The organism is Nocardiopsis aegyptia, assembly GCF_013410755.1.
GTDB classification, from domain to species: Bacteria; Actinomycetota; Actinomycetes; order Streptosporangiales; family Streptosporangiaceae; genus Nocardiopsis; species Nocardiopsis aegyptia.
Map to the genome: position 1 here is coordinate 1041385 of NZ_JACCFS010000001.1, position 14188 is coordinate 1055572.

Annotated in this window: 11 protein-coding genes; 7 read left to right on the top strand and 4 right to left on the bottom strand. The window is 72.7% G+C overall.

The window, feature by feature from the left end; translation table 11 throughout:
- Positions 1–204: 204 nt before the first annotated feature.
- From HNR10_RS04750 to HNR10_RS04760, 3 genes are all read left to right on the top strand, one after another.
- Positions 205–879, top strand: a complete 675-nt coding sequence (locus HNR10_RS04750; RefSeq protein WP_179821130.1) for a uracil-DNA glycosylase — start codon at positions 205–207, stop codon at positions 877–879.
- A 105-nt stretch (positions 880–984) separates the two neighbouring features.
- Positions 985–4080, top strand: a complete 3096-nt coding sequence (locus HNR10_RS04755; RefSeq protein ID WP_179821132.1) for an NACHT domain-containing protein — start codon at positions 985–987, stop codon at positions 4078–4080.
- Positions 4081–4140: 60 nt separating this feature from the next.
- Positions 4141–7374 carry an NACHT domain-containing protein gene (locus tag HNR10_RS04760; RefSeq protein WP_246406062.1) on the top strand — a complete coding sequence of 1078 codons (3234 nt, stop codon included), beginning with the start codon at positions 4141–4143 and terminating at the stop codon, positions 7372–7374.
- Here the strand turns inward: HNR10_RS04760 and HNR10_RS04765 are convergent.
- Entirely contained in the window at positions 7352–8158 is an 807-nt protein-coding gene (locus HNR10_RS04765) for an SIR2 family NAD-dependent protein deacylase (RefSeq protein ID WP_179821133.1), read from the bottom strand. The genes HNR10_RS04760 and HNR10_RS04765 overlap by 23 nt on opposite strands.
- Before the next feature lie 165 nt (positions 8159–8323).
- On the opposite strand from HNR10_RS04765, the gene HNR10_RS04770 reads away from it, so the two are divergent.
- Positions 8324–9208: a sulfotransferase family protein gene (locus HNR10_RS04770; protein ID WP_179821135.1), complete on the top strand. Its 885-nt coding sequence runs from the start codon at positions 8324–8326 to the stop codon at positions 9206–9208.
- Here HNR10_RS04770 and HNR10_RS04775 read toward each other — a convergent pair.
- Positions 9199–9825: a TetR/AcrR family transcriptional regulator gene (locus HNR10_RS04775; RefSeq protein ID WP_179821137.1), complete on the bottom strand. Its 627-nt coding sequence runs from the start codon at positions 9823–9825 to the stop codon at positions 9199–9201. The genes HNR10_RS04770 and HNR10_RS04775 overlap by 10 nt on opposite strands.
- Before the next feature lie 145 nt (positions 9826–9970).
- On the opposite strand from HNR10_RS04775, the gene HNR10_RS04780 reads away from it, so the two are divergent.
- A complete protein-coding gene (locus HNR10_RS04780) occupies positions 9971–10990 on the top strand; it encodes a DMT family transporter (protein ID WP_312889115.1) in 1020 nt (339 codons plus the stop codon).
- Here HNR10_RS04780 and HNR10_RS04785 read toward each other — a convergent pair.
- The gene (locus HNR10_RS04785; RefSeq protein WP_179821140.1) at positions 10987–11523 is read right to left on the bottom strand and encodes a RidA family protein; all 537 of its coding nucleotides are present in this window, start codon (positions 11521–11523) and stop codon (positions 10987–10989) included. The two genes, HNR10_RS04780 and HNR10_RS04785, sit on opposite strands and share 4 nt — an antisense overlap.
- Before the next feature lie 103 nt (positions 11524–11626).
- Here HNR10_RS04785 and HNR10_RS04790 point away from each other — a divergent pair, with 103 nt between their 5' ends.
- Positions 11627–11788 carry a hypothetical protein gene (locus tag HNR10_RS04790; RefSeq protein WP_179821142.1) on the top strand — a complete coding sequence of 54 codons (162 nt, stop codon included), beginning with the start codon at positions 11627–11629 and terminating at the stop codon, positions 11786–11788.
- A gap of 16 nt (positions 11789–11804) precedes the next feature.
- Here HNR10_RS04790 and HNR10_RS04795 read toward each other — a convergent pair whose 3' ends face one another.
- Positions 11805–12632, bottom strand: coding sequence for an aldo/keto reductase (locus HNR10_RS04795; RefSeq protein WP_179821144.1), 828 nt, complete (start codon positions 12630–12632; stop codon positions 11805–11807).
- A 265-nt stretch (positions 12633–12897) separates the two neighbouring features.
- On the opposite strand from HNR10_RS04795, the gene HNR10_RS04800 reads away from it, so the two are divergent.
- Entirely contained in the window at positions 12898–14049 is a 1152-nt protein-coding gene (locus tag HNR10_RS04800) for a PucR family transcriptional regulator (protein WP_179821145.1), read from the top strand.
- The last annotated feature ends 139 nt before the right edge of the window (positions 14050–14188 follow it).

A 14188-nucleotide genomic window follows, 5' to 3' on the forward strand; every position in this document is an offset into this window, starting at 1 on the left:
CCGTAGGCGTCCCCCGACCGCCCCTTCCTCGGGCGGCTGCCCCCATGTCCCTTCTCCCCCGTGACCGCCGCGCCGCGCCCCCGTGGCCGGATCGGTCACGGGGAGGGAGCGGTCACGGGGAAGGAGGCAGTGAAGGGGAAGGAGCCGGTGACGGATCGTCCGAAAGGGCCGTGGATGTCGGGAGCTGGCGCTAGTGTTCTGGCCATGTCTTCCAGGGACCTGAACGAAATCATGGACAACGGTTGGGCGAAGGCCCTCGAGCCGGTCGCCCCGCAGATCGCCACGATGGGCGACTTCCTCCGCCAGGAGATCGCCGAGGGGCGGACCTACCTGCCCGCCGGCGAGCACGTGCTGCGGGCCTTCCAGCAGCCCTTCGACGACGTGCGCGTGCTCATCGTGGGCCAGGACCCCTATCCCACCCCCGGCAACCCGGTCGGCCTGAGCTTCTCCGTCGCCCCGGACGTGCGCCTGCCCGCGAGCCTGCGCAACATCTACAAGGAGATGCAGGACGACCTCGGCACCCCCATGCCGTCCAACGGCGACCTGACGCCGTGGACCGAGCAGGGCGTCCTGCTGCTCAACAGGGTGCTGACGGTCGCTCCGGGCAAGGCCGGATCGCACCGGGGCAAGGGCTGGGAGGCCGTCACCGAGCAGGCGATCCGCGCGCTGTCCGAGCGCGGCAAGCCGCTCGTGGCGATCCTGTGGGGCCGCGACGCGCGCAACCTGCGCCCGATGATGCCGGGCGTGCCGTGTGTGGAGTCCGCGCACCCGAGCCCGCTCTCCGCGCGCAACGGCTTCTTCGGCTCCAAGCCGTTCAGCAGGACCAACGCGATGCTGGAGGAGATGGGCGCACAGCCCGTGAACTGGCAGCTGCCCTGAGGCGTCACACCCCCTGCACCCCCACCAGAACCACGGACTCGGTACCACCCTCGGGTACCGGGTCCGCCCGCGTTCCACCCCTGATGCGGAAAGGCCCCCGCGCCGATGGCCAAGCAGCTCATGTACGCCGACGCCCTGCGGATTCTCGGCAAGAACGACTCGGAGGTCCTGGACCTGGCGGAGAAGCTCACCGACGGCGGCCTGGGACTCGTGGGAGTACCGGACCTGTTCGGGGCCCGGGGCGCGTTGGTGAGCAAGGGCCGCCAGGCCCTGGAGGGCATCCGCGGCAAGCTCAAGGGAGAGAGCCGCCTGTCCCGGACGGAGAAGATCGAGGCGGCCTACCAGGTCCTGGTGGTCGTGGCGTTCTTCGAGGCGGTGGAGGAGTCACTCGAGAGCGCCGGAGCACCCTTCACCCTGAACGACCTCGACATCACCGCCGACGAGCAGACGGCTCTGCTCGGGATGTGCACACGCTTCCGCTACTCGCTCTCGAGTCAGGGCAGCGAGTGGGAGGGAACCAGCTCGGGCCTGGTCATGCTCACCGACGAGTTCCTCGGGTTCCTCCCCGGCCTGGCCGCGGTGGAGCGGCACGGCATCACGGGGGGCGGCCACCCGGTCCTGGCCCGCCTGTCCCGCGTGCTGCCCGACCTGTCCGCGGAACGCCTGGCCGAGTCCTACCGCCGGCTGGCCGCCGACATCCCGGAGTTCGGCATGTGGGTGCACCTCGACGAACACGCCCGGACGCGGCGGGCCCTCGGCACCGGAATGGGCGAACTGCGTCGGCGACTGGACGCCATCGGATCCGGCAGGGCGGTCGGCGCACGCCGCCGAGAGCTCAGCGACGGTTACCAGGCCGTCCTGCGCAAGCCCGTGCTCGGGTCGGACGATGTCCCCGCCTGGATGGCACTGCCCAGCCTCGGGGACTGCTACGTACCGCCGCGGGGATGCGTCGCCTTCACACGACGCAGCAGCGCGCCCTCCACGGAGGACTGGTGGGCGGAACAGACGACGGTCGAGGACCTCCAACCGTTCATCGCCGCCCACCTGGTCCACCCCGCCTGCACCAGTCGGCCGACCGTGCTCCTCGGGCACCCGGGCTCGGGCAAGTCGACGTTCACCCAGATCCTCGCGGCCCAGCTCCCCGCGTCCGACTTCCTGCCGATTCGGGTGGAACTGCGGGCGGTGCGCCCCAACGCCCCCATCCACCTCCAGATCGAGGAGGGCCTGGCCGCCGCACTGCACACGCACGTGTCCTGGCGCGAACTCGCGGAGTCGGCCGACGGCGCCCTGCCGGTCGTCATCCTGGACGGCTTCGACGAACTCCTCCAGGCCACCGGTGTCGACCGCTCCGACTACCTCGAACGGGTCCAGGAGTTCCAGCACCAGCAGGAGGCCATCGGCCAACCGGTGGCCGTCATCGTCACCAGCCGTACCGTCGTCGCGAACCGGACGCGGTTCCCTCCCGACACCACGGTCATCCGGCTGGAACCCTTCGGTGAGGAGCAGATCGGGGAACTGCTCTCGGTGTGGAACCGGGCGAACGGCCGAGCCTTCTCCGACGCCGGCCTGGCACCGCTCACCATGGACGTCCTGGCCCCGTACCGCGAACTCGCCGAACAGCCCCTGCTCCTGCTCATGCTGCTCATCTACGACGCCCGGGACAACGCGCTGTCCCGGGCGTCGGGCACGCTCTCGCACGGGCAGCTGTACGAGCGCCTGCTCACGATGTTCGCCCGGCGCGAGGTCGACAAGCTCCATCCGGGCCTGGGCGGCCCCGCGCTCGACCGGGCGGTGGAGGACGAGCTGCGCCGCCTGGAGATCGCGGCGATGGCGATGTTCGCCCGGGGCCGGCAGAGCGTGCACGCCGACGAACTCGACCGCGACCTCTCCGTCCTGATGCCGGAGGCCGCACAGCGCCCCACGGACGCCGACCTGCACGGGCAGATCGCGCCCGCGCACCAGGTGCTCGGGCGGTTCTTCTTCGTCCACGAGTCGCGGGCCCAGGCGTCCGGCTCGGCGGCGAGCGTCTTCGAGTTCCTGCACGCCACCTTCGGCGAGTACTTGGTGGCCCGGGCGGTCACCTCGGCTCTGGACGAATTGGTCGAGGACCGCGCCCGGTCCCTGCGGCGGCGGGGCGGCCCCCAGCACCTGGACGACGGCGAACTCCACGCCCTGTCCTCCTTCGCAGCCTTCGCCGGGCGGGAGAAGGTGGTGGACTTCCTGGACGAGCGGCTCAGGCAGCGGTCCGCGGACGACCCCGACCTCGTCGGGGAGTACACCGCACTGCTCATCGAACTGTTCCAGGAGGCGCCCTTCCCCGCGCCCAACCGTTCGTACACGGCCTACGAGCCGCAGCGGCTCGCGATGTCGGCCCGGGAGGGCCGCTACACCGCCAACCTGGTCACGCTGCTCGTCCTGGTCGCGCGGCGGCCCCTGCGGCTGGAGGAACTCTTCCCCGACGCACGGGACCGCTGGCACGCCTGGCGGGCGACCGTGGCGCAGTGGCGGGCACTGCCGTCGAGCCAGTGGTTCGGCGTCATGGACACCCTGCGCATCCGCCACCACGGTTATCTCGAGGGCCGCGACGCGTTCACCTCGATCGAGCGCGAGGACCGCTCCCCCGTCGTCGTCGGCGAGTGTCTGGGCTTCGAACTCCGCGCCGACGTGGACACCGATCCGTCCGTGGCCGACCCGTACCAGGTCACCGTGCCCTGTCTCTCGGTGACCTCCGAGCTGCTGCGCTCCATGGCGCTGCAGGCCAACAGCACCGCGTCCCGTATGAGCCTCATCCTCCTGCCGTACCTGAAGCACGTCTCGCCCGATGTGGGCACGTGGCACACCGACCAGGAACTCGGAAGCGCGTGGATCGAGGCCTATGAAGTCCTGCGGCTGCGTCTGGGACCGGCCGAGGAGAAAGCCCACGACCGAGTCGACTCCTACCGTCGTCTGCTCCAGCAGCCCCGCTTCGGCGAGGTGCAACTCCTGGCGCTTCGGCAGGCCGCCGAGGACCTGGCCCTGCTGCGGCCCGGTTCCCATGAGCGCTCGACGCTGGCCGAGGTCGTGCGCCACTACCTGACCGAAGAGCTCCCGACCACGATCGGCGACTCACCCGTGCCCGCCGCGTTCCGGCCGGTCCTGACCCTCCTGCGGCACCAGCTCCCCGATCTCGAACGGATCGAGAGCGAGTTCCGGCACCGCTGAGCACCCCGACCCGCTTCCCGACCTTCCTCCCTCCTCCGACGGAAAGGCATCCCTCCCTCCATGGCGAAGCAGCTGACCTACGCCGACGCCCTCAAGACGCTCGGCGGCAACGACTCCGAGGTCCTGAACCTGGCCGAGAAGCTCGCCGACGGCGGGCTCGGGCTCGTCGGCGTCCCGGACCTGTTCGGGGCCCGGGGCGCGCTGGTGAGCAAGGGACGCCAGGCCCTGGAGGGCATGGCGTCCAAGCTCAAGGGCGAGAGCCGCCAGACCCGCACGGCGAAGATCCAGGCGGCACACCACATCCTGGTCCTGGTGGCGTTCTTCGAGGCGGTGGAGGAGTCCCTGGCGGCGATGGACGCCCCCTTCACCCTGGCGGACCTGGAGTTCACCCGGGAGGAGCAGGTCCGGCTCCTGGACCACGTCCTCACGCACTCCGGCGCCCTGCCGGTCCCCTCCCTCGGCTCCGCCTGGGCCCCGCGCTTCTTCTCCGACTTCCTCTTCCGGTACTTCACCGACGTCCTGCTGGGGCTCGCCGTCGCCGAGGAGCACGGCATCACCTCCGCCACCCACCCCCTGTTGGAGGGGCTGCGCGAGGTCGTGCCCGACCAGGCCGCGCGGCGCTATCAGGAGACCTACCGCCAACTGGCCGCCGAGATCCCGGAGTTCGGGATGTGGGTGCACCTGGACGAGCACGAGCACACCCGCCGGGCCGTGGGGACCGGGCTCACGGAACTGAAGCGCGCCCTGGAGGAGATCGGCTCCCGGCGGGAGGTGGCGGGCCGGCGGCGGGAGCTGGCCGCCGGGTACCGGGCGGTGCTGCGCCAACCCGTCCTGCGCTCGGACGACGCCCCGGCCGGACTCGTCCTGCCGCCGCTGGAGGACGCCTACGTGCCCCCGCGCGGGCGCGCCGGATACGCGGTGCGCAGCGGCACCCCCTCGGCGGAGGAGTGGTGGGAGGCGCTGCCGGTCGACGACGACCTGCAGGGCGCGGTCGCCGCCCACCTCGTGCACCCCGTGGCCACCGAGGTGCCCACCGTGATCCTGGGCCACCCCGGCGCGGGCAAGTCCAAGTTCACCGAGATGCTCGCCGCCCGGCTGCCCGCCGCCGACTTCCTCCCGATTCGGGTGGAGCTGCGCTCGGTCCCGCCCAACGCCCCCATCCACGTGCAGATCGAGGAGGGGCTGACCGCCGCGCTGCACACCCGGGTGTCCTGGCGCGAACTCGTGGAGTCCGCCGACGGCGCGCTGCCGGTCGTCATCCTGGACGGCTTCGACGAACTCCTCCAGGCCACCGGTGTCGACCGCTCCGACTACCTGGAGCGCGTCCAGGAGTTCCAGCGCCAGCAGGAGGCCATGGACCAGCCGGTGGCGGTCATCGTCACCAGCCGCACGGTGGTCGCCGACCGCGCCCGTTTCCCGGACGGCTCGATGGTGATGCGGCTGGAGCCCTTCGACGACGTGCACATCGAGCGGATGCTGGCGGTGTGGAACCGGGCCAACGCCCACGCCTTCGCCGCGGCCGGGCTGGAGCCGCTGACCGCGCGGGACCTGGCCCCCTACCGGGAGCTGGCCGAGCAGCCCCTGCTGTTGCTGATGCTGCTGATCTACGACGCCGAGGACAACGCCCTGCGGCGGGCGTCGGAGACCCTCTCGCACGCGGACCTGTACGAACGCCTGCTCACGATGTTCGCCCGGCGGGAGGTCGACAAGCACCGGTCGGGGCTGGGCCGGGACGACTTCGACGCGGCCGTGGAGGACGAGCTGCGCCGCCTGGAGGTCGCGGCGCTGGCGATGTTCAACCGGCGCAAGCAGAGTGTGAGCGCCGACGAGCTGGACGAGGACCTCGACGTCCTCATGCCCGACGCGGCCGTGCGGCCCGAGGACGCGGACCTGCACGGGCGGATCGCGCCCGCGCACCAGGTCCTGGGGCGGTTCTTCTTCGTGCACGAGTCGAGGGCCCAGGAGGTCGACGGGGCGGCGAGCGTCTTCGAGTTCCTGCACGCCACCTTCGGCGAGTTCCTGGTGGCCCGGGCCGTCCTCGCGGCCCTGGACGTGGTGGAGGAGTCGCGGCCGCGTCCCTCACGGCGCCGTGGCCGGGGCCGGGTGACCCGGCCGGACGACGGCGAGCTGTACGCGCTGTCCTCGTTCGCGAGCTACGCCGGACGGCAGAAGGTCGTGGAGTTCCTGGACGAACTGCTCCGGCGGCGTCTGGAGGAGAACCCCGGGATCGGCGTGGACTACGCCTCGCTGCTCAATGAACTGTTCCGGGAGGCCCCGTTCCCGGCGGCCAACCGCTCGCTGACCGACTACGAGCCCGTCCGGCTTCCGTACACCCGGCGCGAGGCCACCTACACGAGCAACTTGTTGCTGCTGCTGTGCCTCGTGCGTTCGGAGCCGGTGGACGCGCGGGAGCTGTTCCCCGGCGCGTCCGAGCCCCACCAGGAGCTCCAGCACGTCACGTCGATGTGGCGCACCCTCCCCGGCTCGGAGTGGTTCAGCATCGTGTCGACGCTGCGCGTGCGCCACCTGAACGGCTGGGAGGACGACGGCCCCGTCACCGTCATCGAGCGCGAGGACGGCTCCCCCGTCGACATCGGCGAGTGCCTGGGCTTCGAGATCCGGGCGAACCATGAGGCGACCCCGTCGCTGACCGACCCCTACGGCATCACCGTGCCCTACGAGACCACCACATCGCGCCTGCTGCGGTCGATGGCGATGCGCGTCAACGGGACAGCGGCGCGCTTCACCCTGGGCATGCTCCCCTACCTGCGGCACGTCTCCACGGACCTGGCCACCTGGTACCTGGACCAGGACTCCAGGTCCGCATGGATCGAGCTGCACGAGATCCTGAAGCTCCGCCTGGAACCGGTCACCGCCGACCCGGACGGTCGTCTGGACACCTACGGGAGACTCCTCGGCCAGCCCTCGCTCGGCAGGATCGAACTCCTGGTCCTGCGCCAGGCGGCGGAGGACCTGCCGATGCTGTCGCCGGAGCGACGCGCCGACCTCGTGGGCACGGTGCACTCCTTCGTGCGCGGCCTGGAGTCCGCCGTGGTCGGCAGCGCACTCGGCCTGGATGCGGTGCTGCCCGTTCTGGAGGCCCTGCGCAAGTACGACCGCGATCTTCCGACCCACAGGGTCCTGACGCTGGCCGCCGAGAACACGGCCCATGCCGCTCTTCCCGGAACCGACCCCTTCGCCATCGCGCCGCCCACGGGCCGGCTGCCCTACAACAGCGCCGGGTACTACGGGGACGACGGCCGGCTCGACGTCAGATCCCGGCCGCGTCCCTGACCCGTTCGACCAGGGCCGGGACGACGTCGCCGATGGGATCGTGCAGCACCGCGCTCGCGAAGTCGTCGTAGGGCGTCGGCTCGGCGTTGACGACGACCAGGCTCGCCCGCGCCATCATGGCCACGTCGCACAGCCCCGCCACCGGGTGCACCGACAGGGACGTCCCCACGGCCACGAACACGTCGCACTCGCGTGCGGCCTGGGCGGCGCTCTCGATGACCTCCGGGTCGAGCCGCTGGCCGAAGGAGATGGTGTCCGACTTCTGGATCCCGCCGCAGCGCAGGCACTTGGGGTCGGACTCCTCGTCCAGGCGGGCGAGGACCTCCTCGGCCGGGGTGCGCAGGGCGCAGCGCGTGCACCGGACCCACAGCAGGGTGCCGTGCACCTCGATGACCTCGTCGGCCGGCGTCCCGCCGCGCTGGTGCAGCCCGTCGATGTTCTGGGTGATGAGCGCCCGGAGCCGGCCCGTCCCGGCCAGACCGGCCAGGGCGCGGTGCGCGGCGTTGGGCTGGGCGCTCCACGCCTGGTGCGAGCGGCGGGCCAGCCACACCTGGCGGCGGACGGTCACGTCGCCCATGTAGGTGTCGAAGTCGGACAGCGCCTCGGCGCCGGGGTCCTTGGTCCACACGCCCTGGGGTCCGCGGAAGTCGGGGATGCCCGAGTCGGTGGACACGCCCGCTCCGGTGAGGACGGTGATGCGGCCGGCGGAGGCCATCAGTTCGGCGGCCCGCTCGAAGCCCTCGGGGTCGGCGAACAGCGTGGAGTCGGTGGTGATCGAGGCCATACCTCATTGTTGCAGCGGCTTTCACCCGGCTTTTGCCCGGCACGGCGGTCAGGAGCCGGTGATGGTCTCCTGAACGCCGTACCCTCGGTGCATCCGGGAGCCATCGGGCGAAATGCCCGGCCGATGCGCACGAGAAGGGCAAAGGGTGCGAAAATCGACACAATCATGAAGCAGCCCTCCTACATCCTCGTGGTCAACGGGACCAAGGTCCAGCGCCCCGTGTTCGTCCTGGGCGCACCCCACTCCGGGGTCGCGGTGATCGCGCGTGCCCTGTCCCGTGCCCCCGGCTTCCACCTCGGCGCGGGCGCCTCCGGCGTGCTCAACACCGTGTACGCGGTGGCCAGACGGCCCTCCCTCGCCACCGAGAAGGTGTCGGCGACGGCGACCCTGCTGCGCGAGGCCTACGCCGAGGCCTGGCAGCTCACCCCGCTGACCTGCCCGCAGTGCCCCGGTCCTTGGGCCCGGGTGCCCGCCAACACGTCCGCCGAGCCCTGCGAGCACAGTGCGCGCGTGAGCCGGTACGGGGACGCGAGCCCCGACCTGCTCTACTGCGCCCCGGCCCTGTACGCGGCCTTCCCCGACGCCCTGTTCGTGCAGATCATCCGGGACGGCCGCGACGTCGTCACCGCGATGATGGAGGACGAGCGCTCGCTCGCCTGGCTCAAGCCGAGCTTCATGAAGGTCGACCACGAGTTCCCCAACCACTTCTTCGGGTTGGAGGACGAGTCGGACCTGTCCGCGTTCTCCGACGGCTCCACGCCCGCCAAGTGCGCGATGCGCTGGCGGGGCGCGGTGCGGATGTCGGCGCGCCTGCGCCGGGAGATCGGCCCCGAGCGGCTGCTGACCCTGCGCTACGAGGACGTGCACGGCGGCGAGGTCGACACGGCCGAGCGCCTGCGCGCGTTCACGGGGGCGCGGGTGTCGGCGACCGAGCTGCTGACGGACCGGTCCTGGGGCATCGGCGCGTGGCGCGAGCGCCTGACCCGCGACGACCACGGCGACGTCCACGAGGTGGCCTCGGTGGAGCTGTCGAGGCTCGGCTACGCCTGAGCCGTGGACCCCGTGGGTCCCGTGCACGCGGTCACGAGCGCGTCGGCCGCGGCGCGTGCGATGCGGGCGGCGCCCTGGACACCCGTCACGTTCTGGGCGACGACCGCGCCCTCGTGCAGCATCGCCAGGGCGTCGGCCAGGTCCCGCGGGTCGTCGGCCCCCGTCCGGGCGGCCAGGTCGGTGTAGAGCGCGCGCAGCCACCGCTTCTGCTCGGCGGCCACGGCGCGGCCGGGGTGGTCGGGGTCCGCCAGCTCGGCGTAGGCGTTGACCATGGCACAGCCGCGCGGGTTCTCCTCGCCCATCCACGCGTCCAGGGCGTCGTAGGTGGCGGCGATGCGGGCGCGCGGGGTGTCGTCGGCGCGCTCCAGGTAGCCGGTCAGATGGGCCCGCCAGCGGGCGTCGCGCTCGCGCAGGTACTCGACGACGAGCCGCTGCTTGGAGCCGAACCGGTCGTAGATGGTCTTCTTGGTGACCTCCGCGCGTTCGGCGACCAGTTCCATGCCGACGGTGTTGATGCCGCGGGTGTAGAAGAGGTCACCGGCCACGTCGAGGATGCGGCGCGCGGCCGGGGTCAGGACGACCGTCCGGTCCTGGGACCGGGGCTGGGCGACGGTCATGGCGGGTCCTTCCGTCGGTGGGCGTGCTTCGGTGCCGGGTCCGGTCCGGCGGGACCGGCCCGCTACATCGCGAGTATACCGACCGGTGTGGTTACCTGCCAGGGAGGGCGCCGGTCCGCGGCGCCCGGAGTCGAGGGAGGTTGCCGTGCCGCGTTCCCTGGTACCCGCTCTACTGGCCGCAGGACTGGTGGTGATGTGGAGTTCCGGCTTCGTCGGAGCCGAGCTCGGCACCCGCCAGGCCCCGGCCACGACCCTGCTCGCCTGGCGCTTCCTCGTCGTCGCCGGGCTGCTGGCGGCCTGGTGCCTGTACCGGGGCGCCCGGATGTCCGGACGGGACCTGGCGCTGCACGCCGCGCTCGGCGTGCTGGCGCAGGGCGGCTACCTGTACGGGGTGGTCGCCGCCGCCCAGACGGGGGTCACCGCCGGCACCAGCGCCCTGGTGGCGTCCCTGCAACCGCTGGTCGCCACCGCGCTGGCGGTGCCGCTACTGGGCGAGCGGGTGCGCTTCCGGCAGATCGCGGGTCTGGTGGTGGGCCTAGGCGGCGTGGGACTCGTGGTCGGTTCGGAACTGCTGCGGCCCGGTTCCGCCCCCTGGTGGGGCTACGCGCTGCCGTTCGGCGCGATGCTCTCGCTGGTGGCGGCGACCCTCCTGGAGCGCCGCGCCCGCCCCGGCGGGTCCGTGGTGACCGCACTGGCCGTGCAGTGCGCGGTGAGCGCGGTCCTGTTCACGGGCCTGGCCGCCGCCACCGGAACGCTGGCGCCGCCCGCCACCGCGGGGTTCTGGGCGGCCGTGGCGTGGGTGGTGGTGCTGTCGACGCTCGGCGGATACGGGCTGTACTGGGCGAACCTGGCCCGCTTCGGCGTGGCGCGCGTGTCGGCCCTGCTGTACCTGACGCCGCCCACCACGCTCGTGTGGACCTGGGTGATGTTCCGGGAGGCGATGGGCGTCGGCGCGCTGGCCGGGACCGCGGTGTGCGCGGTGGCCGTGGCCCTGGTGCTCCTGCCGTCGGGGTCGCGGGCGGGGCCGCGAGTGCCTCACCGGGCCGGGGCACGGACCGGAACGGGAGCCGGGACCCGCCTTGGCGGCGAGGCAGGGACGGGAGCCGGAGCCCGACCCGGAAACGAGGCCGGAACCGGGGCACGGGCACGGGCCGCACGGGGCTAAGGACCGGCCCTCTCGCTCTCCGCGGCGGGCTCCCGGCGGCCGAAGGGGCCGGTGACGAGCGACTCGTCGATCTCCTCGACCAGTTCCCACGCCTCCTCGTCGTCGAGGGTGTCGGCGTCGCGCATGTCCGGGACCACGGCCGTGCAGACCACTTCCACGAGCGCCGCGGCGTCGAGCAGGTCGGTGACGCCCACGACCGACATCGGCGGGTAGTAGCGGCCCATGTGGCGGCGGTAGACCGATCCCAGCGTCCGGAGGTTGACCCGGTAGGAGTTCATGGCGGTGGTGTACACGTGCATGCTCACCACGTGCCCGGGCTCGGCGCCCGCGGAGCGCAACGCCTCCACCGTGTTGGCCAGCGCCTGGTCGAACTGCTGCACCACGCTCTCACCGACGACCGCCCCGTCGGGGCGGCGCGCCGTCTGCCCACCGATGTGGACGGCGCGCCCGGGTGTGACCACGAGCGCGTGCGCGTACCCGACCGGCTCGGACAGGGACAGCGGGTTGATGATCTTGTGCGGTGTCAGGTCCACCGACGGCCCCTCTGCTTCGTCACGGAGCGCCCCCGGGGCCGCGGCCCGACACGACGGCCCCCGCGGGGAGTGCGGCCGTGGGACGTGCGGATACGATGGGCGCATGTCGATCACTGTTCTGCTGTCCGCTCTCGCGCTCGTCGCCGTCCTGGCGCTGTTCGCCGCCATCTTCATCGGCGGGGGCGTCTACGTCGGCCGGCTCCGCCGCAAGGGCACCGAGACCGTCCTGGCCGACGCCCGCAAGGTGCGCGAGCTGCGCGACTGACCCGGCGGGCGGCGCGTCAGTCGCCGTCGAACGCGTCGGGGTCGGGGCCGTAGCGGCTGTCGGTGTTGAGCCCGCTGACACGGTCCATGTCCGCCTCGGCGAGTTCGAAGTCGAACACCTCGAAGTTGGACCGGATCCGCTCCGGGGTCACCGACTTGGGGATCACCACGTTGCCGAGCTGGATGTGCCAGCGCAGCAGGATCTGGGCCGGCGTGCGCTCGTACTCGGCGGCGACGGCGGTGACGGTGGGGTGGTCCAGGAGCCTGCCCTGGCCCAGAGGGCTCCAGGCCTCGGTGACGATCCCGTGCTTGGCGTGGAAGCCGCGCAGGTCCGCCTGGGTGAGCAGCGGGTGCAGCTCGATCTGGTTGACCATCGGGGCGATGCCGCCCTCCTCCATGACCCGTTCCAGGTGCGCGGGCTGGAAGTTGCACACGCCGATGGCACGGACGCGCCCCTCCGCGTAGAGGCGCTCCAGGGCCTTCCAGGTGGGCACGTAGAGGTCGCGCGCGGGCAGGGGCCAGTGGATGAGGTACAGGTCCAGCCGGTCCATCCTCAGGCGCTGGAGACTGGCGTCCAGCGCGCGCAGCGTGGCGTCGTACCCCTGGTCGGGGTTGGCCAGCTTCGAGGTGACGAACACGTCGTCGCGTTCGAGGCCCGACCGGCGCACCGCCTCGCCGACGCCCGCCTCGTTGCCGTAGGCGGCCGCGGTGTCGATGCTGCGGTAGCCCGTCTCCAACGCGGTCGACACGGCGTCGACCACGTCGTCGTCGCGCACCTGCCAGACACCGAACCCCAGTTGCGGGATCCGCAGTCCGTTACTCAACGTGATGCCGGGAACCGTCATCGCTCTTCATCCCCCGTTGACCCTGAGCGCGAGTTTCATCCTGGTTCTTGTGGCGTGGCAGCCCCCTGCCACAGTCGCATACTGCCACGTCGGAGCCGGACCGGCGCGCAGATAGGCCGTCCCTGTGCGCGCTTTTTACTCCCGTGACCCGCGGCCGCCCGCCCGCCGCCGAGCGTTCGCGGCCGCCGCGGGCCGCCGCCATCGGTCCGCCCGGAGGCGCACACGGTACGCTCGGCCCCGTTCCGCTGCGGAGAGGGGTGGGCCGATGGGCCGCGAGGAGCGCGCCCTCGTGGGCGCCGAGCTGGCGCGCGACCGGGCCGCCCTGGTGGACCGGATCGTCGCCGAGGTGTACGAGCGTGTGCCCGCGTACCAGGCCCTGCACGAGTCCCAGTTGAGCGAGGTCCGCGCGATCGCCGCGTGGCTGGTCACCCGGTCGCTGGAGCTGTGGGCGGGCGGTGCCTCCGGGCTGGCCCCGGAGGACGTGGCGCGGCTGCGCGGCGTGGGCCGGGCCCGGGCGGCGGACGGCCGCTCCATCGACGCCGTGGTGCGGGCCCACCGGGTGGGGTCGGCGGCGGCGGTCCGGCTGGTGGCGGAGGCCGCGGCCGACCGGCTCGACGCCGCGGACGTGTTCGCTCTGAGCGAACTCTGGCTGACCGCCGTCGACCAGATCTCGGAGAGCCTGTCGGTGGGCCACACCGAGGCCGCGCGGATGCTGGACGCCGACGTCGAGCGGGCCCGGCGGACCTTCCTCGACGACCTGCTCATCGGCCGCCAGTCCTCGCGCGGCGCGGTGCGCGACCGGGCGCGCATCCTCGGCATCACCCCGCCGGACCCGGCCGTGCTGGTCGTGGCCGAGCCCGCGCCCGACCCCGCCGGCGCCATGGCCCTGCTCGACCTGATCGAACCCACCGGCGCCGACCCCCTGCTGACCACCCGGGCCGGACGCGCGGTCCTGCTGGTCGCCCCCGCGGACGCCGCACAGGTGACCGCCGTGCTGGGCGGGCGCCCCTGGCGGGGCTGCGCGCTCGCACCACGGGCCCTCACCGGCATGTCCGCCGCCTACCGGCTGGCCGACGACGCCCTGGAGACGGCGCCCCCGCACGCCTTCGGCGAGCACGGCGTCCTCGGGGAGGCCGACGCGTGCGTCCTGGCCCTGTTGAACGGCGGACCGGTCACTCCGGAGGCGGCCCGTCGGGCGGCGCTGGGCCCGCTGCTGTCCGGCGCCCACTCCCACCTGCTGGAGACGCTGCGCGCCTACTTCCGGGCCGGTGCCGCGACCACGGCCGCCGACGCCCTGCACGTGCACCCGCAGACCCTGCGCTACCGGCTCCGCCAGGTGCGGGAGCTGACCGGCCACGACCCGCACCGCCCCTGGCCGCGCTTCGTCCTGGAGACCGCCTGCGCCATCGCGCCGTGATCCCCGCCGCACCGGGCGGCGCCCCCCGGGCGACGGACGCCCGCACCCGGCCGGAGGCGAATCTCCACCGACGTTTGGTCCGCAGATGGTGTCGGTTTGCCGTCCCCGAGACGGTCGGTGTCCGAGACTGGGCGGCGGG